This is a genomic window from Halobacteroides halobius DSM 5150 (assembly GCF_000328625.1).
GTDB lineage: Bacteria > Bacillota > Halanaerobiia > Halobacteroidales > Halobacteroidaceae > Halobacteroides > Halobacteroides halobius.
Genome location: NC_019978.1, coordinates 718,140 through 741,360, shown reverse-complemented (window position 1 = coordinate 741,360; position 23,221 = coordinate 718,140). Strand labels below are relative to the sequence as shown.

General features: G+C 31.2%; 25 protein-coding genes and 1 tRNA gene. 5 read left to right on the top strand and 21 right to left on the bottom strand.

Annotated elements, in window-relative coordinates; genetic code table 11:
- Positions 1-11: 11 nt before the first annotated feature.
- Positions 12-1,091, bottom strand: a complete 1,080-nt coding sequence (gene carA / locus HALHA_RS03755; protein WP_015326463.1) for a glutamine-hydrolyzing carbamoyl-phosphate synthase small subunit — start codon at positions 1,089-1,091, stop codon at positions 12-14.
- A 152-nt stretch (positions 1,092-1,243) separates the two neighbouring features.
- Between carA and HALHA_RS03750 the strand changes: the two genes are divergently transcribed.
- Entirely contained in the window at positions 1,244-2,014 is a 771-nt protein-coding gene (locus HALHA_RS03750) for an HD domain-containing protein (protein WP_015326462.1), read from the top strand.
- Between the two features lie 46 nt (positions 2,015-2,060).
- On the opposite strand, the gene HALHA_RS03745 is transcribed toward HALHA_RS03750, so the two are convergent.
- The 11 genes from HALHA_RS03745 to argC all read right to left on the bottom strand — a co-directional run bounded on the left by HALHA_RS03745 (position 2,061) and on the right by argC (position 13,045).
- Positions 2,061-2,510 (bottom strand): NusG domain II-containing protein, encoded by a 450-nt coding sequence (locus HALHA_RS03745; protein ID WP_015326461.1) that lies wholly within the window; start codon positions 2,508-2,510, stop codon positions 2,061-2,063.
- 54 nt (positions 2,511-2,564) lie between these two features.
- The gene (locus HALHA_RS03740) at positions 2,565-3,293 is read right to left on the bottom strand and encodes an alpha/beta hydrolase (protein ID WP_015326460.1); all 729 of its coding nucleotides are present in this window, start codon (positions 3,291-3,293) and stop codon (positions 2,565-2,567) included.
- A 15-nt stretch (positions 3,294-3,308) separates the two neighbouring features.
- Positions 3,309-4,259, bottom strand: coding sequence for a hypothetical protein (locus tag HALHA_RS03735; RefSeq protein WP_015326459.1), 951 nt, complete (start codon positions 4,257-4,259; stop codon positions 3,309-3,311).
- Positions 4,260-4,373: 114 nt separating this feature from the next.
- Entirely contained in the window at positions 4,374-5,687 is a 1,314-nt protein-coding gene (locus HALHA_RS03730) for a cation:proton antiporter (RefSeq protein ID WP_015326458.1), read from the bottom strand.
- A gap of 82 nt (positions 5,688-5,769) precedes the next feature.
- Entirely contained in the window at positions 5,770-7,074 is a 1,305-nt protein-coding gene (locus HALHA_RS03725) for a cation:proton antiporter (RefSeq protein ID WP_015326457.1), read from the bottom strand.
- Positions 7,071-7,529, bottom strand: a complete 459-nt coding sequence (locus tag HALHA_RS03720; protein WP_015326456.1) for a CBS domain-containing protein — start codon at positions 7,527-7,529, stop codon at positions 7,071-7,073. The genes HALHA_RS03725 and HALHA_RS03720 overlap by 4 nt, the downstream gene beginning before the upstream one ends.
- Before the next feature lie 4 nt (positions 7,530-7,533).
- Positions 7,534-8,481, bottom strand: coding sequence for a 1-phosphofructokinase family hexose kinase (locus HALHA_RS03715; RefSeq protein ID WP_015326455.1), 948 nt, complete (start codon positions 8,479-8,481; stop codon positions 7,534-7,536).
- Positions 8,482-8,678: 197 nt separating this feature from the next.
- A complete protein-coding gene (locus HALHA_RS03710; RefSeq protein WP_015326454.1) occupies positions 8,679-9,872 on the bottom strand; it encodes an aspartate aminotransferase family protein in 1,194 nt (397 codons plus the stop codon).
- Positions 9,873-9,897: 25 nt separating this feature from the next.
- Positions 9,898-10,761, bottom strand: coding sequence for an acetylglutamate kinase (gene argB, locus HALHA_RS03705; protein ID WP_015326453.1), 864 nt, complete (start codon positions 10,759-10,761; stop codon positions 9,898-9,900).
- A 46-nt stretch (positions 10,762-10,807) separates the two neighbouring features.
- Positions 10,808-11,992 carry a bifunctional glutamate N-acetyltransferase/amino-acid acetyltransferase ArgJ gene (argJ, locus tag HALHA_RS03700; protein ID WP_015326452.1) on the bottom strand — a complete coding sequence of 395 codons (1,185 nt, stop codon included), beginning with the start codon at positions 11,990-11,992 and terminating at the stop codon, positions 10,808-10,810.
- Positions 11,993-12,016: 24 nt separating this feature from the next.
- Positions 12,017-13,045 carry an N-acetyl-gamma-glutamyl-phosphate reductase gene (gene argC / locus HALHA_RS03695; protein ID WP_015326451.1) on the bottom strand — a complete coding sequence of 343 codons (1,029 nt, stop codon included), beginning with the start codon at positions 13,043-13,045 and terminating at the stop codon, positions 12,017-12,019.
- A 119-nt stretch (positions 13,046-13,164) separates the two neighbouring features.
- Here argC and HALHA_RS13255 point away from each other — a divergent pair, with 119 nt between their 5' ends.
- The 3 genes from HALHA_RS13255 to HALHA_RS03685 all read left to right on the top strand — a co-directional run bounded on the left by HALHA_RS13255 (position 13,165) and on the right by HALHA_RS03685 (position 14,903).
- Complete coding sequence (locus HALHA_RS13255; RefSeq protein ID WP_015326450.1) at positions 13,165-13,329, top strand: aspartyl-phosphate phosphatase Spo0E family protein; 165 nt, start codon at positions 13,165-13,167, stop codon at positions 13,327-13,329.
- A gap of 23 nt (positions 13,330-13,352) precedes the next feature.
- Complete coding sequence (locus HALHA_RS03690) at positions 13,353-14,762, top strand: Na+/H+ antiporter NhaC family protein (RefSeq protein ID WP_015326449.1); 1,410 nt, start codon at positions 13,353-13,355, stop codon at positions 14,760-14,762.
- A gap of 63 nt (positions 14,763-14,825) precedes the next feature.
- Positions 14,826-14,903: transfer RNA gene (locus HALHA_RS03685), tRNA-Trp, on the top strand.
- Between the two features lie 16 nt (positions 14,904-14,919).
- Here HALHA_RS03685 and HALHA_RS03680 read toward each other — a convergent pair.
- The 8 genes from HALHA_RS03680 to HALHA_RS03645 form a co-directional block, all read right to left on the bottom strand.
- A complete protein-coding gene (locus HALHA_RS03680) occupies positions 14,920-16,476 on the bottom strand; it encodes a DEAD/DEAH box helicase (protein WP_015326448.1) in 1,557 nt (518 codons plus the stop codon).
- Between the two features lie 48 nt (positions 16,477-16,524).
- Entirely contained in the window at positions 16,525-16,986 is a 462-nt protein-coding gene (locus tag HALHA_RS03675; protein WP_015326447.1) for a hypothetical protein, read from the bottom strand.
- A 78-nt stretch (positions 16,987-17,064) separates the two neighbouring features.
- A complete protein-coding gene (locus HALHA_RS03670; protein ID WP_015326446.1) occupies positions 17,065-17,454 on the bottom strand; it encodes a hypothetical protein in 390 nt (129 codons plus the stop codon).
- 81 nt (positions 17,455-17,535) lie between these two features.
- Positions 17,536-17,901, bottom strand: coding sequence for a TIGR04086 family membrane protein (locus tag HALHA_RS03665; protein WP_015326445.1), 366 nt, complete (start codon positions 17,899-17,901; stop codon positions 17,536-17,538).
- A gap of 64 nt (positions 17,902-17,965) precedes the next feature.
- The gene (gene surE / locus HALHA_RS03660; protein ID WP_015326444.1) at positions 17,966-18,709 is read right to left on the bottom strand and encodes a 5'/3'-nucleotidase SurE; all 744 of its coding nucleotides are present in this window, start codon (positions 18,707-18,709) and stop codon (positions 17,966-17,968) included.
- Positions 18,710-18,725: 16 nt separating this feature from the next.
- Positions 18,726-19,946 carry a chloride channel protein gene (locus HALHA_RS03655; protein WP_015326443.1) on the bottom strand — a complete coding sequence of 407 codons (1,221 nt, stop codon included), beginning with the start codon at positions 19,944-19,946 and terminating at the stop codon, positions 18,726-18,728.
- Between the two features lie 37 nt (positions 19,947-19,983).
- The gene (locus HALHA_RS03650; RefSeq protein WP_015326442.1) at positions 19,984-20,724 is read right to left on the bottom strand and encodes a CPBP family intramembrane glutamic endopeptidase; all 741 of its coding nucleotides are present in this window, start codon (positions 20,722-20,724) and stop codon (positions 19,984-19,986) included.
- A gap of 64 nt (positions 20,725-20,788) precedes the next feature.
- Positions 20,789-21,376 (bottom strand): DUF4115 domain-containing protein, encoded by a 588-nt coding sequence (locus HALHA_RS03645; RefSeq protein ID WP_015326441.1) that lies wholly within the window; start codon positions 21,374-21,376, stop codon positions 20,789-20,791.
- A 179-nt stretch (positions 21,377-21,555) separates the two neighbouring features.
- Here HALHA_RS03645 and HALHA_RS03640 point away from each other — a divergent pair, with 179 nt between their 5' ends.
- The gene (locus HALHA_RS03640) at positions 21,556-22,824 is read left to right on the top strand and encodes a transposase (protein WP_015326168.1); all 1,269 of its coding nucleotides are present in this window, start codon (positions 21,556-21,558) and stop codon (positions 22,822-22,824) included.
- 22 nt (positions 22,825-22,846) lie between these two features.
- Here HALHA_RS03640 and HALHA_RS03635 read toward each other — a convergent pair whose 3' ends face one another.
- On the bottom strand, positions 22,847-23,155 hold the full coding sequence (locus HALHA_RS03635; protein ID WP_015326440.1) for a helix-turn-helix domain-containing protein: 309 nt from the start codon (positions 23,153-23,155) through the stop codon (positions 22,847-22,849).
- Between the last annotated feature and the right edge of the window lie 66 nt (positions 23,156-23,221).

Below are 23,221 nucleotides of genomic sequence, written 5' to 3'. Positions count from 1 at the left end.
ATTATTTAAATTTAAGCTGCTTCTTCTTGCTTCATTACTTCTAAAAAATCCTTAAAAATATACTTAGAATCCATTGGCCCAGGTGCTGCTTCGGGATGATACTGCACTGAAAAGATAGGTAGATTCTTATGCTTAAGCCCCTCGACTGTATCATCATTTAGATTTCTATGCGTCACTATAATATCCTGAGATAAACTATCTTCTTTAAGAGCATAACCATGATTTTGAGAAGTAATATATACCCGTCCAGTCTCTAAATCCTTCACTGGTTGATTACTTCCCCGATGACCAAACTTTAATTTATAAGTATCTCCACCTAAAGCTAACCCCAAAACTTGATGACCCAAACAAATTCCGCAAATCGGAAGCACTCCTACTAATTCTTCTACTGTCTCTACTACTTGTGGTATATCTTGAGGATCTCCTGGCCCATTAGAGATTAATAACCCATCAGGTTGCAAAGCCTTTATCATATCTGCTCCACTACTAGCAGGTAAAACTGTAACCTTACATCCCTGCTCTACTAATGAATCCAAAATACTTTGTTTAACTCCTAAATCCAGCACAGCTAAATGATACTTCATTGCTTGTGGTTCTAAAGTATAAATCTTATGTGTACTTACTTGACTAACTAGATTAGAAGACATTTTACTTGTTTTTGCTTTATTAACTAATACTTCTGGGTCATACACTTCTGTAGAAATAACCCCTTGCATAGCTCCTTTTTCTCTAATATGCTTAGTTAAGGCTCTAGTATCAATTCCTTTAATCCCAATAATATTTCGTTGAGCTAAATAATCTTCACTAGTTTTCTCCATCTTCCAGTTATTTGGTACTTCACAATTTTCCCTAACAATAAATCCTGACACTTGAACATCATCCGCTTCTTCATCTATATCATTAACACCATAGTTTCCAATTAAAGGATAAGTCATAGTTACTAATTGACCTTTATAAGAAGGGTCAGTCATCACCTCTTGATAACCTGTCATACTTGTATTAAAAACAACTTCTCCTGTTACTTCACCACTAGCACCTAAAGACTCACCAATAAAATAACGACCATCTTCTAAAGCTAAAATTGCTTTCATCTATCTCAACCTCCTGCATTATTATCAGCTGTTATTTATAATTATACATAAGTGCGTATTTTTATTCAAGGAAGAATTTAATTTTTTATATTGAATAACTATAATAGACTACGTACAATCATAATAAATCAAAACTAAGGAGGCACTATATAATGAATAAAAAATTATTCCTTGCTTTACAGAACTGGTTTAATAATTATGTTGATCAGTACTCATTTTCAAATCCCAAAGATCAGGAAAATATAGATCTAAAATTTAAACATAGTTATAAAGTCTGTAATAGGATGACCGATATAGCTAAAGAAATCTTACCACCAGAAGAGTTATACACTGCTAAAACAATAGCTTTATTTCATGATTTAGGTAGGTTTGAGCAATATAAACGTTATAAAACTTTTGCAGATGCTAAATCTGAAGATCACGCAGCACTAGGCGTAAAAATTTTAAAAGATAATAATATTTTCACTGAAGTTGATCAATCTACAACTGAATTAATCTTAAAAGCTATTACCTATCATAATCAAGCTACTTTACCACAGACTGAGAGTAAAAAATGTCTAGTATATAGCAAACTAATTCGTGATGCTGATAAATTAGATATTTGGAGAGTAGTACTTAAGGAATATAATAGCCCGTCTAATAATAGTACAGTTGGATTGGGATTAGCTGATAAACCAAAAATCTCAGATGAAATTTATCAACAACTAATGCGTGAAGAAGTAATTAACTATCAAGACTTAAAAACCTTAAATGATTTCAAACTACTACAAATGGGTTGGGTATATGATATTAATTTTAAGGAAAGCTTTAGAATTATAAAAGAAAAAGACTATATTGATAGATTATTTAAAACACTACCTGATACTAAAAAAGCAAAGAGAGTTTATGATAAAATCAACTCTTATCTAAATCAAAAACTGTAAAAACAAAAAAGGGAGAAGCTTTAGCCTCTCCCTTAGAACTAAACTATTAAAATGTTCGGATATCAACTGATTGCTTAGACTTCTTTTGGCCCTCAATAGTTACCGTTAATTTAACAGGCATACTAACAATCATTTCATAAGGCTTACTAATCCAACCCATTTGAGCATGAATTGGCAATGGAGAAATCTCACTACTTAATCGTTCTAACCTTACTTTGCCCTCTTTCATTCTCAGAACACCTTGATATTCTTTACCTTTAATAGTAAATTCAAACTTGATCCTTTTTAGTTGCTGATTATTGGTTAATGGATAACGAGCAATCTCTTGTTGGTCTAAAGTCACAACTACCTCTTTAGCTCCACTTGTTTCTCCGGCAATAATCTTAGGAGTTAAAAAAATTAACATAATACTAACTGATAATACAATTAAAGCTACAATCTTATCAGCTACAGTCATTAGTTGATTTAATTTATTCAAACCTAATTTTTTAGTCACTCTATCACCACTTCATAAAAGTATTAAACTTATCCATCTACATTATAACAGATTTCAACCCAAAAAATTAAGTATTTTCTTATGAATCTGATCCTTTTCCGGGCCAAGAGTACAAACATGGCCTGACCTCTCTAACCACATTATCTCTTTATCTAAACTCATAATCCCATCATAAATTAGCTTAGCGCTAATAGGCTTAACTGTTTCATCCTGATAGGACTGAACTATTAAAGCAGGAGAATCTATTTGGCCCAAATCTTGTTTAGCTAATCTCATCAACTTCAATAAATCTTGAATAGACTTAACAGGCATTCCTAAATAACCAATATCATATTTATCCTTCTCTTCTGACTCTTCCCAGTGTTCAAAACGTTTAAAGTACTTTAAGATTGGTGCAAGATAAGCCTTTTTATCAAAAATTTTAATTGGAGCTGCAATAGGAATAATCTTATCTACATTATATTCCTCTGCCAATAATAAAGTTAATGCTCCCCCCATTGATAAACCCATCACATAAACCTGATCATATGCCTGATCTAATCTTTCGTATTCTTCTCTAGCAGCCTGTAACCAATCACGCCAAGTACTCTCTTCCATATCCTCCATAGAAGTACCATGTCCTGGTAATAAAATGCCACTTACAGTGTAGTCTCCCTTTTGATATAAGAACTCACCTAGTTGTCTCATATGAGCTGGAGTCCCCGTAAATCCATGAATAATCAGACAAGCTTTATTACCTGCTTCCCAGAAAAAAGGCTTAGCCAATTGATCCAGATATTTCATTACTCATCCTCCCTTTTATTTAAATTCTCCTAAAGTATTAGTTCTTTGCTTTTTATTATCCATATCAAATATTTGAGTATTAATTTCACTACCACTAACATCCTTAAGCCATGGTGCATCTTGTCGGGAATTCTGCTGTACTTCTTCCCAAGATACAAATCTCCAGTTAACCTTGATATATCCATCACCACCTAAATAATTCATTGCTTCTGGCGAAATATCAAGTCCAGCTCCATTAGTTTTACGTACTTCTCCACTCCAGCCCGTATCTTCTCTTTTTCTTTCAGCGTATGGTCTTACATCATTAGTACTAAATACATACTCAGGATCATAGACATTCCACGGGCCAACATCCTCCCATTGAACATAAACATACTTTTCATTCTTGGGATAATAAACCTCAACCCAACGATCTTTCACATATTCTTTTGTAAAGTTTTGATAGACTCTACCATCGTACCCAGGTTTATAAGGCAAGGCACAGTAATAATCATTTTCCTCTTTTAAATTATTACCCCAAGCAGCATATAAGGCATTTCCATCGCTATCAGTATCTTCAAAATAGGTAGTTATAATATTAGTATGCAAGTTAGCTACTAAAGTTGGATTAGAACGAGTACTAGTTTTGACTGTAAATACCCCATCTTTAATTAACTTTAATTCAAAATAAATATTATCACTAACCTTTTCTAAATTAATTCCTGTAAAAGAAAAAGGTTGGTTCTTATTAGACAGTTCAATACTCTTTCTATATAACTCTTTTTTACTACTTAATTCTCTGATAGATAAAATAACTTTCATATCTTTAGCTTCAGCATTAAAAGTTAGAAATTTTGCTTCCACTGTAAAAGATTCGTTTTCATTCATTATTTGAGGGTAATCAGTAAATTGTAATTGAAAATTGGGCTTACTACATCCAGTTACAGTAATTATTAGTAATACAAGTATAAGAAATATTCTTTTCATCTTAATTTAAACCTCCAGTTAACTAGTTGATTTAATTTATAACTTCTAGATTATTTAAAAAATTCCTCTATCTAAAGATAAAGGACACGGTTTCCCGTGTCCTAAAAATAAATTTTATTTTTCCTGTGCTTGTTCGTAATCATGTGCTTCTCCTGCTTGAACAATAGCATACTTAGTAGCTAACGGGCCAAAGACTTCCGTTAAAGCCGCTGTAAATAATAAAGTGTTAAAAACTAACAAGCCAACTTGTGGAGCATTAGCAAAATCACTTTGTACTGTATAAGCTAAAGCAATGGCCACTCCACTTTGAGGTAATAATCCTAATCCAACATATTTTTTAATCTTGGATGGAGCATTGCCTAGCCAAGCTCCTAGAGAAGCTCCTCCTATCTTACCAACAATTCTAGCTAATGTATAAGTTAAGGCAATTATTAAAAAACTACTAGAACCTAAACTAGAAAATTCAATTTCTGTACCAGCCAAAATAAAGAACATAGCATATAAAGGAACAGTTAACGTATCTAAATACTCCGCTATCCCTAGATTTCTTTTGGCAAAATTACGGTAAGCAAACCCTACTGCCATATTAGTAATTAGAGGCGATAAATGACCTAAGATAGCTAACGCTGAACTACCTACTACTGTTGTCCCTAAAGTTAAAATCATCTTTGTCTTATCTTCTAATCCATTCATAAATCGTTGAGAAATATAACCAATTATTAATCCTATAACTATTGAACCTATTATCTCAACTAAGGGCACCACTAAAATATTAGTTAAAGCTAAATCACCTGTCCCAGAATATAAGATCAAAGCTAAAGGCTCCACTAGACTAAAAATAATCAAAGCTACCGCATCATCAATTCCTACAATCGCTAAAATCATAGACGTTAATAATCCTTTAGCATTATACTCTTGTAAAACCATTACTGTAGCCGCTGGAGCAGTAGCAGACGCAATAGCCCCTAGTAACAAAGCTAAATATAAAGGTTTTCCTATAGTATAAAGTGTTAAAGTAACTAAGATAAAAGAACCAAAAGCCTCTAATAACACAATATAGACAATATTTTTACCTAAATTCTTAAATATTTTAATTGATAATTCACTACCAATTGTAAAAGCAATAAATGCTAACGCCAATTGAGGAATATAATCCAGACTACCAATCACAAAAGCATACCAAGCCTTCTGTCCTACTGATAAAAAAGGTAATTTTTCTACTAAATCAACACTTAATAAGATCCCTAAAAAAACATACCCTACTACAATTGGAACTTTATATTTCTTAGCCATTAAAACAATAAATAAGGCTGCAAACAACAGCCCTCCTATAATATAAATCACTTTGTTTCCTAGCTGATTAATTAGCAGCCATTCTTCAATCTCATATATTCTTTCCACAAAATTCAATTCTTTTGCTGCTTTCATCTTTATCTAACCACCTTTAAAGTTCTAAATCGCTAACTACTAATTATGCTCTTTCTAAAGCGGGACAAAGTTATAAACTTATTTATCCTCTATCTCTACTGAGTTCACCACTTTTAGCTTCTCCAGCTTTAGTAATAGCATACTTAACAGCTAACGGGCCAACCACTTCTGTGATTGCAGTTGTAAATAACAAGATATTAAAGACTAATAGACCTACTTTAGGCATTGCAGCAAAATCTCGTTGTACTGTATAAGCTAAAGCAACAGCAACTCCAATTTGAGATAATAAACCTAATCCTATATATTTTTTTACCTTTTCTTCAGCTTGACCTAATCGAGCTCCCAAAGAAGCACCACCTATCTTCCCAGTAGCCCTTGTTAGTGTATAAACTAAAGAGGTAATTAAAAAGGTTGTTGAAGTAACAGCAGTGATTCTAATCTTAGTTCCTGCTAACATAAAAAAGAAAGCATAAATAGGAATAGTTAAAGTCTCTAAATCTTCTGCAATTCCCAAATTCTTTTTAACAAAGTTACGGTATGCAAATCCTACTGCCATATTAATAATTAAAGGAGATAATTCAAATAAAACTGCAAGAGAAGAAGCTCCTAATACTGTAGCTGTTAAAGTCAATACTTTTTTCGTCTTATCTTCAAAATTAACCATTAACTTAACAGAAAGATAACCGATTGCTAAACCACAGACAATCGAGCCTACCACCTCCAACAAAGGATGTAAAAAAGCATTAGTAAATGATAGGCTTCCTGTTCCTTGAGCTCGGATTAAAGAAATAGGTTCAGCAAAACTAAAAATAGTCAACGCCACCGCATCATCAATTCCTACTACCGCTAATAAAGTAGAAGTTAAGCTACCTTCAGCATTATACTCTTGTAACACCATTACTGTAGCAGCAGGTGCAGTAGCAGATGCAATAGCTCCTAAAATTAAAGCCAAATAAAATGGTTTTCCTAAAGCCAATAAACCTAAAGTTACTAATGTAAAAGCTCCAAAAGACTCTAACAGAACAATAAATAAAATCTTCTTACCTAAACTCTTTAAAATTTTAATTGATAATTCACTACCTATAGTAAAAGCAATAAATGCTAAAGCTACATCAGCCACATAAGAGAAATTCTCTATTATTAACGTATACCATTCTGTCTGAAGATTTGATAAAAACGGAAAATACTTAACCACACTACCACTAAAAAGTATCCCCACAAAAACATATCCCACAACAATCGGTACTTTTAATTTTTTAGTTGCTAATACAATCAGTAAAGCAGAGACAGCAAAAAATCCAATTATATATAATGATTTACTACTTAATTGATTAGTTAATAACCAGTGTTGTAATTCTTGTAGTGTATTTACTGCTTCTAAATTCATCTTCTATCCTCTCCTACATCTAATAAATAACAAAGCAAATCAGCCCGAGAAATATAACCTCTTAGTTTATTATCTTCATTGATTACAAATAAATAGGACTCATCATTATGGAGCATAATATCAGCTAAATTATCCATCTTAGACATTTCCTTAATTGGCACTGTATTTGTTGACATATATTCTTTTACCTTTTTATCCTTAATTTCATCAAGGTTTTCTGCTGCCTGATTGACTTCATATAATAAGCGATGACTCTCTAAAAATCCATATTCTTCTGGAATAATATTTCTTAGGATATTTTTCCCATAAATTGTACCCAAAAATTCATTTTCATAACTAACCACAGGCAAAACAGACATTTCAGTTCTATGCATCACTTCAATTACATCTTCTAACTTATCACTAGCACAAACTGAATTTAGAGTTCGCATCATATACTTCTTAACTATACTCATTAACTTACACCTCCAATTTCTCAACTTCAATTTGATCTAAATGTTCTTCAATTTCTTCTTTATTCTCAAGAAAAACACTTTTTCTTTCAGCTATATCTAAGGCTGCTGCCCCAGCATACTTATTAGCTTCAATAAAATCAAATCCATGTTGATTTACATAATCAAAAAAAGCAGCATTATATGCTTCTCCTGCCCCTAACCAGTTTCTTAAACAGAAATTTTTAGGTGATAAAGAGTACACGCCTGTATCATCAAATAATAACCGATCACAATGATAAGGCAACATTACATACTGCGCCCCTCCTTCTAATAATTTTTTACCAGCCCAAATATAGTCTTCAAAATCAGAGACTGGCTTATCTAATATTTTATTAGTATGCTTAAAATAAGGTACAACCACTTTAGGTTTTGCTTCTAAAGCACGATTTAAAGCTTCTCCACTAGCATGCAGATAAACTTCTTTATCTAAATCATGACAAATTTCAATTAATCGTTGATAGATACTAAAATTCACTCCTTCAGGGATTGAACCTGAAATCATAATAAAATCGCTATCAGTAATTCCCCTTTTAAAACGCTTAATTAATTCTTCAACCTCACGTGGTTCAACTCGATAAGTGTAATCATTATAATGAGTGTAAGTAACAGGATCTTTTCCAATCACAAAAATATTATTTCTAATCTCATTTTTCGTATAAACATAATTAGTTGTAATTTTATGTTCTTGAATCATCTTCTCAAAGAAAAGACCTTGTCTTCCTCCTACAAAACCAATATTTTGCACATCAGAGTGACCAAGGTGTTTCAGATTAATACTACTTAAAACCCCTTTACCACCTGGAGTAACATTAATATCTTTATCAGTATAAATATACTGATGCTCTTTTGGTTTATTCTCCGGTACAAAATACTCCCTGTCAATAGCAGGGTTTAAAGTTACTGTTGTAATCATTTTACCCCTCCCTATCTTATAGTTATTGTTGCACTTATTATACCACTTTATAATTAGATTTTAAAGTTAAAATCACTATTATATTTAATTATTAAGATATACAAATATTAAATTTAGTTCAAAAATTAAAATAGCCAATTCATCCCACCCTAGTTTAAGAGCAAGACTATCTTGGCTAATTTCCTTTAAATTAAAAATTAATCTAATTCAGATAATATTTGATCTAGTGTTTCTATTAGCTTAGTTACATGATCTTTGTTAATAATTAATGGTGGTAAGAATCTTAAGACATTTTCCCCTGCATTTAAAATTAGTATATTTTCTTCTCTAACCTGCTTTATAATTTGTTTAACCGAAACTCTTAATTCAACACCTATCATTAAGCCTTTTCCTCTAACATCTTTAATTATTGCATATTTATCCTCTAACTTTGCTAATTCTGTCTGGAAATAATTTGCTACTTCTTTTACTTGGTCTATAATATTCTCTTCTAAGATTATTTTTAAAGTAGCATAAGCTGCTCGACAGGCTAATGGATTACCTCCAAAGGTAGAAGCGTGATCACCAGGTTCAAAAGCTTCTGCTACATCTCCACAAGCTAATATAGAACTGATCGGCATTCCATTACCCAACGCCTTAGCTAAAGTAAATATGTCTGGCTTGACTCCATATTCCTGATAAGCAAATAAACTACCTGTCCGACCTACTCCTGTTTGCACTTCATCAAAGATTAGCAAAATTTCTTTTTGGTCACATAACTCTCTTAATCCCTGAAGATACTCTTTAGTAGCAGGATTAACTCCCCCTTCACCCTGAATCGGCTCTACTATTATTGCTGCTGTTTTTTCATCAATCAGGTCTTTAACAGCTTCCAAATCATTATACGGAGCAAAATCAAAACCTTGGGGCAAAGGAGTAAATGGCTTTTGGTATTTTTCTTGTCCAGTAGCTGCTAAAGTAGCTAAAGTTCGACCATGAAAAGAATCTTTAGTAGCTATTATTTTATACTTATCCTTACTTTGTTTTGTAAAGTATTTTCTAGCTAATTTTATTGCTCCTTCATTAGCTTCTGCCCCACTATTAGCAAAAAACACTTTATTAGCACATGAATTCTCAACTAGTAATTTGGATAACTTACTTTGAATCTCAAAATAATATAAGTTTGATGCATGTAGTATATTTTCTGCTTGCTTTTGAATAGCTTTTGTTACCTGAGGATGATTATAGCCTAAAGCATTGACTGCGATCCCAGCAGTAAAATCTAAATATTCTGTTCCATCCTTATCATATAAGTAAACTCCTTGGCCCTTCTTAGCTACTACAGGAATACGATCACCATATACATTCATATGATACTTCTTATCAGCTTGCATAACTTCTTTCTTTTTCATACTCAACACTCCTTACATTTGTTAATTATTTTGTTATCATTGAACCAATACCATGATCAGTAAAGATCTCTAATAATAAAGCATGATCTACCCTTCCATCTAAAATATGAGTTCGATTAACTCCTTTTTGCAAAGCATTTACACAAGATTTAACTTTAGGAATCATCCCTCCTACAATTTGGTCTTGGGCAATCATTTCTTCAACTTCACTAGTCTTAAGTCGAGAAATAAGTGAATCTTCATCTTCAGGGTCAGATAAAATTCCTTCTACATTAGTTAATAAAATTAGTTTTTCTGCTTCTAAGGCAGCAGCTATTTCTCCAGCTACTGAGTCTGAATTAATATTATAACTGGCACCATGCTTACCCACTCCAATAGGAGCTATAATAGGCAAATAATCATTCTCAATCACTGTTTTTAATAATTGAGGATTAATCCTTTTAACATCTCCTACATACCCTAAATCAAATTGCTTTGCTAAGTGGTGTTTCTTAGCTTGGATTAAATTGCTATCTACCCCTGATAATCCAACTGCATCAACCCCAGCTTGATTAGCTAATGATACTATTTGACTATTAACCTTTCCTACTAAAGTTTGCTCTACAACCTCCATAATTTCTTTTGTGGTTACTCTTAAACCACGATGAAACTTTGTCTTAATCCCTAATTGATCTAAATTTTGGCTAATTGCAGGGCCACCACCATGAACTAAAACTGGATTAACTCCTACATACTTTAATAAAGTGATATCTTCTAATACAGAAGCCATAATTTCTGGATTTACCATAGCATTACCACCATATTTAATTACTACTGTTTGATTATAAAATTCTTTCATATAAGGTAAAGCTTCAATTAAAGTATCAGCCTTTTTAATTAATTCTTGCATCTTAGCACCACCTTTATTTAATTTTAATTATGCAACTTTATATCAATTACGTATGATATTCAGCATTAATCTCAATATACTCATAACTTAAATCACAAGTCCAAACCTGAGTCTCATATTCTCCTAAATTCAATTTTATAGTTATATCCACTTCCTTTGCTTCTAACAGATTATTGGCAGTTTCATATTTTTGCTCTTGCGGGCCAAAAATAGACTGCCCATTAATTTCAACCTCTAATTTATCTAACTCAACTTTTATACCTGTAGAACCTAATGCTGCTACTATTCTACCCCAATTAGGATCTTCTCCAAATAAAGCAGTCTTAACTAGATTAGAATTAGCAATCTTCTTCCCTATTTCATCAGCATCTTTTTTATTTAAAGCCCCCTTTACATTGACTTCAACAAATTTAGTAGCACCTTCTCCATCTTTAACAATTTGTTGGGCCAATTCTTGACAGATATATTCTAATGCTTGATAAAATTTATTATATCCATCATCTTCTTTACTCACTATTTTATTCTTAGCTTGCCCATTAGCTAAAATAGCTACTGTATCATTTGTACTCTGGTCTCCATCAACCGTAATTTGATTAAAAGAATTATTTACAGCTTCTTCTAATGCAGCATCTAATAACTCCTGTTTAATAGCTAAATCAGTAGTAATAAAAGATAACATCGTTGCCATATTAGGCTCAATCATCCCTGAACCCTTAGCAATTCCACCTAATTTAATCTTCTCTCCTGCAACTTCAAATTCTACAGCTAATGCTTTAGCATAAGTATCAGTCGTCATAATTGCTTCAGCTGCTTGATTATTAACATCCAAACTAGAACAAGCCTGTTTAATCCCTGCAGTTAGTTTACCCATTGGTAACTTCTTACCAATAATTCCTGTAGATGAAACTAAGACCTTTTCTGAAGCTATATTAAGCTCATTAGCGGTTAAATCAATCATTTTTTTAGCATCTTCTCCACCTTGTTGACCTGTACAAGCATTAGCATTACCACTATTAATTATAATTGCTTGGGCCAAACCATCCTGACAGTTTTGTTTGCTCAATTTAACTGGTGCAGCTGCTGCTTGATTAGTAGTAAATACAGCTGCTACTTGAGCTATAGTCTCACTATAAATTAATGCTATATCTTTACCTGTCTCCTTAATTCCTGCTCTTACTCCTGCAGCTAAAAAACCCTGCGGGCTAGTAATTCCTCCTGAAATCTCTTTCATATTTATCTCTCCTTTCTACTACTTCTATAAATAAAGTCCTACCTTTTTTAAACCTAAATCTTCTTCCCAACCAGCCAATAAATTTAAATTCTGTACCGCCTGTCCTGCTGACCCTTTAATTAAATTATCAATAGTAGCTACAATAATTACTTTATTTCCATCAGTCACCTTTAGAGAAATATCACAATAGTTAGAACCAGCTACATACTTAAGTTCAGGCATATTATCTTCTCTAACCCTTACAAATAATTCTTCTTGATAGTGATTTTGATATTGCTTAAATAATTCTAATTCAGCTATATCATCTGTTAAATCAGCATAAATAGTAGCTAAAATACCACGTTTAACTGGTAATAAATGAGGAGTAAAGTTTAATTTCACCTCTTGCTTAGACCAGATAGATAACTTCTCTTCTATCTCCGAACGATGACGATGTTGTCCTACTTTATAAGCTTTAAAATTATTATTTACTTCACAAAAATGCGTTCCTAAAGACAATTTCCTTCCTGCACCAGTTGCACCTGACTTAGCATCAATAATAATACTTTGAGGATCAATTAAACCAGTCTTTAATAAAGGAGCAAGGGCCAACAAAGAAACCGTTGGATAACAACCAGGATTAGCTACTAAATTACTATCTTTTATCTTTTTTCGATTTAATTCTGGTAAGCCATAAACTCCTTGGCTTAATAATTGAGGACTAGCATGCTTTTGATAATATTCTTCATAAGTAGCTAAAGTCTGATAGCGATAATCACCACTTAAATCAATCACTTTAACTCCTCTATTGACTAACTTAGGAACTATATCCATCGATACTCCATGCGGTAAAGCAGTAAATACTACCTCGGAATTGGTAACTATCTGCTCAATATCTAGCTTGTGACATATAATCTCTACTTCTTCTTTTAGATGAGGGTAAATCTCATCTATTTTATTTTCTGCAAAACTATTTGAAGTTAAAAGACTAAGTTCTATATTAGGATGTTCATTTAATAATCTAACTAACTCAACACCTGTATATCCAGTAGCACCAATTACACTTACTTTCATAAGTTGCCTCCTTAAACGATAACTTTTTTATAATTATACAAAACAAAGTATAAAAATACAAATATTTTCTACATAAAATAAAGAAACTTAATCCATAATATAAACTAGGAGGTTATATTATGAATATAAAAGATAATCCAGAACAGATAAAAGAGCAAATAAAAAAAGTAAAGAAAAAATTAAACCAAACAGTAAAAACAAAAGATGATTTCTCTAGAGATGAAGTAATCAATTTAAGTCAAAAGTTAGATGAATTAATCAATAAACTATTAAGAAATACTTAGACCTTTAAGGAGGATTTAATGATATGGAATCCTGGAGAGCCTTATTACCTTTTTTAATTGTTATTCCTATTTCTATCTTAACTAAACAAGTAATCCCTGGCTTATTTTTAGGGTTACTTACTGGAAGTTATCTCATTGAACCAACTCCTTTAGGGGGCATTAAAAAATTATTATACTATAGTATTAATAACCTTACTAAAAGTAATAATATCAGAGTTATTATCTTTCTTTATTTATTTGCAGGCTTAATCAATATAATTAAATTAACGGGAGGCATTAAAGGTTTTGTCCATTTAATTAGTAACAAGATTAAAACAAAGAAAAGTGCCTTTGCAATTATTTGGCTTTCAATTTTAGGAACTTTTAGTGCTCCTAACTTACGAATTATAACTGTTGCTCCGATTATTAAATCTTTACAAAAAGAGTTAAACTTATCTTCAAAAAGACTTGCTTTTGCAATCGGGGCTAGTAGTAGTCCTGTAGTTGCTTTAGTACCTATAGCTACAGCCTTTGTAGGTTATATGGTATCTGTTGTCCAGTTTCCTTTGCAAAAAATAGGAGTAGAGCAAAACCCTTATGCAATCTATATTAGGAGTATTCCCTTTAATTTCTTCTCCTTTGTAATAATTCTAGTAGGTCTTTATTTTAGCTTTTTTAAAGAAAATAACAATAAACAAAAAACAGAAAAACAAAATAAAGATCCCAAAGAGAAATGTCTCCAAGAATGTAAACATGCTTACACAAAAGAAACTCCAGTTAAACCTTGGAATCTTATCTTACCACTAATTACTACTTTATTTTTAACTATTTTCTTAACCTGGTGGGATGGATACCAAAAAGCTCCTACTTTTTTAGGGGCTTTTATTGCTAGTGATGTTTTAGGTGCCATGTTACAAGGATTAGTTATTGCTTTATTGTTATCTATAATCTTTTTTAAACTACAAAATTTCTCTCTTAAAAAAATTATTACTTCTTTTATTGAAGGAGGTAATAATTTGATGTCAGTTATTATTCTTCTAACACTTATCTGGGGATTAACTGAAGTATCAGGAGATTTAGGATTTTCTAAATACATTATAGCTAATATCGGTGATTTGATCCCAACTTATTTTGTTGCTCCGGTAATCTTCTTATTAGGAGCATTAATCTCCTATTTTATTGGTTCATCTTGGGGAACCTGGGGCTTATTAATGCCTCTAGGAGTTACTTTGGCCCATAACTCAGGCACAAATATTTTACTTACTATTGGTGCCGTATTTTCTAGTGGTACTTTTGGTGCCTTTGCTTCTCCTTTAAGTGATAATGCTAATACACTTTGTACTATCTTAAATATACCAATTATTGAGTACACCAGATATAAATTAATACCTGCCCTTACAGCTGCTGGAATAACAGCCATTTTATTTGGGGTTGCCTCATTTATAGTTAGCTAAAAAATTTATTTTTCCCTTGCATTTATGAACAATATAAGTTATAATTTTCTATGGAAGTAACGCAGGGGAATAGCTCAATTTGGCTAGAGCGTCGGACTCCAAATCCGAAAGTTGTAGGTTCAAGTCCTATTTCCCCTGCCAATTTTATTTTTTGCAATTATTTTTCTTGTAGTAAATCTTCTCCTAACTTATCCAACTTATTATCTATTTCCTTTTCATCATTAGCTTCAGCTAAAATTTCTAAAATACTACTTTCTAAATTACTGTTAGTTCGATCTACTACTAAGTTATTTAATCCACCAATTACAGATTCAAATAAATTTATCTTTTTGTCTAATAAATCAATTATTTTCTCTTCAATAGTATTTTTTGTAGCCAAATTATAGATTAGAACATCCTTATCTTGACCTAAGCGGTGGACTCTACCAATTCTTTGTTCTATCTTCATCGGATTCCAAGGTAAATCATAATTAATAATTGTATTACAAAACTGAAGATTTATTCCTTGACCGCCTGCCTCAGTACTAATTAAAACATCTCCATCCTTCATAAATCTACTTTTGGCCCATTCTTTTTGACTATCTGATAACCTACCATTAAAGAAGACTGGATTATATCCCTGTTCATTTAAATAATAACCAATATAGCTTTGAGTCCCCTGATACTCTGTAAAAATAATAGCTTTTCCTGGATTATCATCCAGTATTTTTTCTACTTCTTTCATCTTTTGATTATTCTGAATACTGACAGCTAATTGATATAACTCTTCTAATTGATCATGAATTGAATCATAACCATCTTCATACATTTTTTCTAGTGTTTTAGCTACTGCAAAAGAACTACTACATACTTCACGTTGTAGTGTTAATAAATGAAAAATGCTTTTATTCTTATTTACACACTTTTTATACTCTGTAGTTACTAAATCAGTAATCCGCTGGTATAGCTCTTGTTCTGGCGGGGTTAAGTTAACTGAAACTAATTTTACTCGTCTATCAGTATATTCTAAGTCAATTTTTGATCTTCTATTTCTAACCATTACCTCAGATAATTGATCTTGTAAATTATCTAAATTCTGCACTTCATGTTTCCCCTGAATATATTTTTTCTTAAAAGTCTTATAATCACCAAACAACTTTGGTTGTACTAAACTAACTAAATTATACAATTCTTTTAGGTCATTTTGAATTGGGGTAGCAGTTAACAACAATAAATAGTCCTTAGGAATTTTATTCACAAAATTCCAATTCATTGTCTTACTATTCTTTAACTTATGGGCCTCATCAACAATTACCATATCAAAACCTCTCTCATAAATATGATCACAATGAGGAGAACGCTTAGCCTTATCTAATGAAGAAATAATTACATCAAAATAATGCCATCCTTTCCCTTTACGATTATTAAATGCATCTATTTGAAATTTATCAGTTAGTTCATTCCACCATTGGAATCCTAATGAAGCAGGTGTTAATACTAAACAAGTTTCTATCTCTCCCCGAGCTAAATACTCCTTTAAAATCATCCCCGCTTCTATTGTTTTCCCTAATCCTACTTCATCAGCTAACAAAGCTCTTCCTTGCATCTCATCCACTACTCTTTTTACAGTCTGATATTGATGTGGTAACAATGAAAATTCTTTTTCATTCCAATAATTATCAAGTTCCTTCAGAGCTACTAATTCTTTGTCGATTTCTGTTTCAGTTATTGCCATAACTGTCACCTCGTTTGTTATTCTATTAGTTATTAATATAACTACATTTTAGGTTTTTAGTTGCTCCTTACTTGTTAAATAATAGGCTAAAGCGGAATGAATTACTACTGCTAATAAAAAAGTGGAATAAATATTCCAATTAAGATACTTTCTATATCCCATTAATAAAAATAAATATTCTAATAAGGTAGATACTATAGCAAAAAATAATATATACATAACTCTTGTCAGCTTTGTCTCTAACGAGGGCCAAAAATAACCAAAAACGATTTCAGGTGGAACCCAAGCTAGTCCAACTCCTAAAGGAAACCCAGCTAAAGGCACTAAGGCATAATTAAATTCCCATAATCTAAATATATTAACTGCTAAATATTGAATAATTATAGCTACTAAAAAACCACCTACTAAACCAAAAGGTAACAGATCTCTTATCTTCTCTGTAGGAACTACTAAGATCATTCCAACAGCTAAAATTAAAAATAAGTAAATCCAAACTAAACTTATTATCATTTTACACCACCTTATCATTAGTATTAATCTTCTCACATTTTTATATACACCAAAATAAAAAAAGCACCTTACTGGTGCCTAATAACTATCTTGTTGCTTCCAATCTCCAGTTGAATCTAACACAAAAGTAATTTGATTTAAATTCTGTTTATGAGGTATAGATTTAAGGAGTCCATCTAAATTCTTTAGGGCATCTTTAATTTTTTTTCGGTCATTATTATTAAATTTAGCTATTATCTTTACTCCTTTATAACTAAATTGAATTTCAAAGCTTGGCATCTCCTTTTTCTCTTCTGCTTGGGAAAAATATTTTTTTAACCCCGCCCAAATTTGACTACCTATTGCTTTTAAAAAACCAACTGTAATTGTACCAAAAATAAAGCTAATAATTGGTAACCAACTAATCTCTTCTATAAATTGAGTTTCTAAACTTTGCTTCTCCTCTCTTCTTTTTTTCCACTCTAGCAAAGAATTATAAACTAAATTAGAAATCTCACCTTTAGATTCATCCCTAAATATAACTTCTAATTTCTTAATTGATACCTCCCCCTAAATAATATTAATTCCAATTATTCCTCCCAATGCCGATACAATAAAAGCAATTAGTATTTTTAATGCTAGAAGCAAAGATAAGTTAAAGGGATACCATAACAATCCCAATAAAACTATTGCCACCATATAAATCAACCCCACCAAACCTCCATTTAACCAGCCATTATTTTCAGCAGAATAAGCAGCAATAGCTCCACCAATAAAGATAGCTATATAATGAAAGATAGTTATCCACCTACTAGTTAAAGAAATAGCAATACTTGTATAGCTAGTAACTATTCCTAATATTAAATTGCTAATTAATAATAAAGCTATGCTTATTATTAAGCCTCGAAAAACTCCAACTACCTTAACTTTAGACATTAAATCCCCTCCTTACATTTTCTTAGCTTTAGTATAAGCTATTCAGTAAGAAGAGGAATAATTACTACAGATCCCAGGTTCTAAGTTCTTCCAGTTTATCATTAGCAGTTAAATCAACTCTAAGAGGAGTAATAGAAATATAATCATCATTGACAGTTACTAAATCAGACTCTTGGTCAGTCCCTTCTTCTATTTCCCCTACTAACCAATAATATCTTTCTCCTCGAGGGTCAAATCTTTTTTCAAAAGTATTATGGTAACCATGGTCTCCTAATTTAGTAATTTTGACTTCGGCGTCACTTTTAGCTGGCAAATTAATATTTAATAATATATTTCGATCCAACTCATGCTGGCTATATTTTTTTACAAATCCTTTCATAAACTGAGCACCAGGACTAAAATCCCACTCATCATAAGTAGCTAAAGAAACCGCTACAGAAGGAATCCCTACCATTAGCCCTTCTATCGCTGCAGATACAGTTCCCGAGTATAATACATCATGGGCCAAATTAGGTCCTGCATTTATACCTGAGACAAGCAAATCCACTTCTTCCTCTAATAACGACTCAACAGCTATTTTAACACAATCAGCTGGAGTTCCATCCACTGCAATACATTTAGATTCAATTTCTTCAAACTTCATTTCCTTGGCCCGTAACGGATGATGAATAGTAATTGCATGTCCTGTAGCACTCCTTTCTCTATCAGGTGCTACTACTAATACTTCATGTTCTTTTTCTAACTCTTTGCATAAAGCTTGAATTCCTGGAGCAAAAATACCATCATCATTAGTTAATAAAATCCTCATTTTAATCCTCCTAAAATCATTCTATATATTCAAAAACAGTTCTAGGTCTACCAATTAAAAATCCAACAATACCTCCAATTACTACTGGTAGAACAGAATTTAAATTAAATACCTCAGTAAAGAGAATTATTGTAGCTAATGGAACATTAGCTATAGAAGCAATAGTAGCTGCTGAACCAACGATCATCAAGGTTGGTAAAGGGATACTAGAAAAAATATGATATAACATATTACCTGTAATAGCTCCACTTAATATAGCTACATTTAATACAGCAGCACTACCACCGCTACTAATAACTACAATTGTTAATAAAATCTTTAGTAACAATAATGTAACTGCTAGCTTAATGGGTAATGGATCAGAGAATAATTCTGTTACCTCAGTTATATTAATCTTCAAATCTAGATTGGCCCTTGTATAAAATAATATAATTATACAACTTACAAGCATAGGTTTAAATAAATTTTGGATTGGTAAAGTACTAAACAAATTATTAGTCCAGTTAAATAATGAAATAAAAAATTGCCCTAACAAACCACAGATTAAAGCAACCACTACTAAGAGCATTAAATCAGCAACTTGAAATTGGGGAAAATTAATAATTATCTCCGATTGACTTGTGGGACTAATAAATTTATAAAAAAAGTAACCAAAGCTGCTACTTAGTATAGCTGGAAAAAGCTCATTATAGTCTAAGGCAGACTTATATAGTATCTCACTAGCAAAAATCCCTCCACCCAAAGGAGCTTTCAATAGTGAACCAACTGTTGCTGCTGCTCCACAAGCACTTACTACTCTGGCTTCTTTATATAACCTAATTCTAAATAATTCTAGTATCTCTCTAATAAAAAAAGCTAGACTACTGCCTAGCAATAATAAAGGGCCAACTAATCCACCAAACCCTATCAAACCTAATGTAGCTTGAGTAGCAAGTATCTTACTTAAAAATAATTTAATTGGCTGATGTATATTAGTATTTCCTTTAGTATAAGAAATATAAATATTAGTTCCTAAACCGGCAGCTCTAGAATCAATATAATAAATAATTAAACCAACTATTCCCCCTCCAATTAAAGGAGTTAATAAGTAATGCACCTTCCTTATTTGAGCCAATACAGTGACAAACTCTTCCATACTATAAACTAGACAAGCCCCTAAAAAACCTACTATTAGACTAAATCCAGTCCATTTTAATATATATTGGCTAATCTCTTTATAAAAAATCCGACTTGACATAATATCACCTTTTATTCTATAGCATCTCCAAATTAAATTAAAAAATTCCTGCTTTCCAAATAATAAAAATCAATAATACAATAATTAAATTCCAAACTCCATGAGCTAAAATTGATGAATACAATGAATTAGTCCGTTCATAAATCCAAGCTAAAATTATTCCACCCAAAAAAGTTGGTATAAAAACCCAAATGCTAAAGTGAGCTAATCCAAAAATAACTCCGTTTAATAATATTCCTTTAGTTATGCCTAATTTACTCTTACAATAAGAATAAATAAACCCCCGAAAAAAAATTTCCTCTGATATAGGGGCTATAATAACAATTAAACAAGTATGTAATATAAATATCCAGTTATTATTGGATTTTAATAAATCCTTAATTACTTGTTGAGTAGGAGGATTTATACCATAGATTTTACTTACTACTGCATGTATTAAGTTATTAATTAATACCACAAAAATACAAATCACGATTCCTCCTACTACTCCATACTTTAAAATAGAATCGATATCTATTTTTTTTAAACCAAAATTACTAACAGACAGATAATAATTTCTTGTAACTACTATTAAGGTTAAACTTCCTAATAAAACCGCCTGAATTAAATTTAAAATCAACAACCTAATTTGCATCAAAGAATCTAAAGCAAGTATTTGATCTAGCCCCCACCATACTACATGAAATAAAATTGGAGTTACAGTAAGGGTGAAAAATAACACTAATATAATATCAGCTAACTGCCAATCTATTTGCCTATTAATTGAGTTATCCCCCATCAAATTACCGCCTTTCCAGTATCAGAAAAAGCTTTTATTAAACTATATTCTTGCCTTTAATTTATTATTCATTTAACGAAGCAGAAAAAACTTTAGTTATAACTTCCCCCTCTTTACCAAATGGACCATATACTTTATTATTTTTAACAACTTTAACCCCAGCTGCATTTCCAATCTTCAACTTTATTTTTTTTCCAGAAAAGCGCTTTACTTCTCCTTTATTTACTATCCCTTTAAACTTAGATTCACCATCAATTTGTATAGAATACCAGGTTTTATCAATTGTCTGCACTTCAATAGTTATTTTCTCTTTCTGTTGTGTTTTATTTACTTTAACTGCTTCTTTAGTTACAGTTGCCTGTTTATTAACATTACCTTGCTGTTGTTTAGGAGAGATATCTTCTTTTTCTTTATTCTTCTCTTCTATTACAAATTGATTACTCTTTTCTTCTTTAGTATCTTCTTTATCTTTAGTCTGGTTTACATACTGATTAACCTGTACCATTGCCTGTTCAACCCTTGTTTTTAATTTACCACTTTGCCATTGGTCATAAACTATGCTTCCTAAATACCCAACAGTAAATAATATACTAAAAGTTACTAAAACTATAATACCATTCAAACACTTATTTTGATTATTGTCAATAATCATTGATGTAGAGTTTCCCCATTTTTTCAAAAATAATAAATTAGAACTTATTGATAATAAAATTGTGGATAACTTTTGGTAAAACAGATAGTAACTGCTCTAAAATAAAAAAAGGTGAAATGAACTCCTAAATTTGGTATAATTAGTTTGGCAACCAAAACCAAATAGGAGGTCATTTCACCATGATTAATTATACCAAACTTATCTATCAATTGAAACGAAAATTATCAACTTTTTCAGATAAAATCACTAAAAATTTATCAAAACCAAAATCTAAATTCATTTTTCAAATATTATATGGTCTATTAGAAAGTCAATCTATATTATTAAGTGAAATTTCTAGAGCTTTAAAAGAAGATATAACATTAAAAAAAGTAATTGATCGTTTATCTCGCAATTGTAAAAATTTTGATCAAAGATCAACAGTTATGAATAATTATATTAATTCAGTTAAAACATGCATTAACGAAAACACAATTTTTTGTTGTGATAAATCTGATATAGTTAAACCTGCAAGCAAAAAATTAGAAGCATTAGACCAAGTTCGTGATGGAAGCACTGGGAAAATTAACGATGGTTATGATACTTTTGAAATTGCAGCATTAACAGAAGAACATGAGATGCCGCTTTCTGTATATTCTCGGGTTTATTCTACTAAAGAAAAAGGATTCAAAAGTCAGAATATAGAGACTATCAAAGGTCTTGATTTTGTTAAATCACACTTTGGGAATCAAGGTATTTATGCCTTAGATCGTTGGTACGATAATAATCGTTTTTATAAATATTTTACAAAAAACAATGATGAATGTAATTTTGTTATTAGAGCTAAAAAAACTAGAAATGTTATTTATAAAGGGCAAACAATGAATATATTAGATGTAGCAAAGTTTTACAAAGGTAAATATGTTGCTAATTTTAAAGATAAAAACAATAATCCCCAAAAAGCAAAGTATAGTTATGCTGAAATAAAACTTCCTGCTATGCCAGATAAAGATTTAACTATGGTTATAGTAAAAGGGCTTGGGCTAACCCCTATGATATTAATTAGTAATTTAGCTCCTGAATCAAAAAAACTTACTAAAACTATATTTGAAGCATACTTAAAAAGATGGAAAGTAGAAGAATACTTTCGATTTAAAAAACAACAATTCAATTTAGAAAATATTAGAGTCAGATCTTTAAATAGTATTAGAACTATGGATTTGCTACTTAGTATTTTAATTGGTTTTATTGCTATGCTGTCAGAAAAGCGAAATAAAACTAAATTAAATATGTGGATAACTAAATTATCTGAAAGAATTTATGATATCCCCGAATTTGATTATTATGCAATAGCTACTGGAATTTATAATATTTTCAAGAAAACCCGAACAGGTATCCAAAGTTTTATTAATAAAAATATCAAATACCAACAATCACAACAATTAATGTTGTCTAAACTATTGCTATAATAGCAATGTTGGCTTGCTGGTATTATAATTTTGGGGAAACTCTATTCATTGATAATTTATCAGCTAATGAATCTTGGTCTTCACTGTCTAGATTATAGTCGGATTTAGCTGCTTCATACTCTGCTATAATTTCTTTAGTATCTAGGTTTAAATAATCAGAATAAATCTTTAAAAACCCCTTTAAAAAAACTTCTTGTCCAATATTACTAAAATTACCACTTTCAATAGCTTGTAAATATTCTAATCTGATTTTCGTATCCTTTGCAGCTTCTTTTAAGGTGATTCCCAATTGCTCTCTTTGGTTTTTTAGTTTAGTTGCTATTTCTTCCACGCTTATTCCCCCTTTATGTTATATTTCTCTATTATTAGACAATTTACCTCCTCTAAATATAAATAA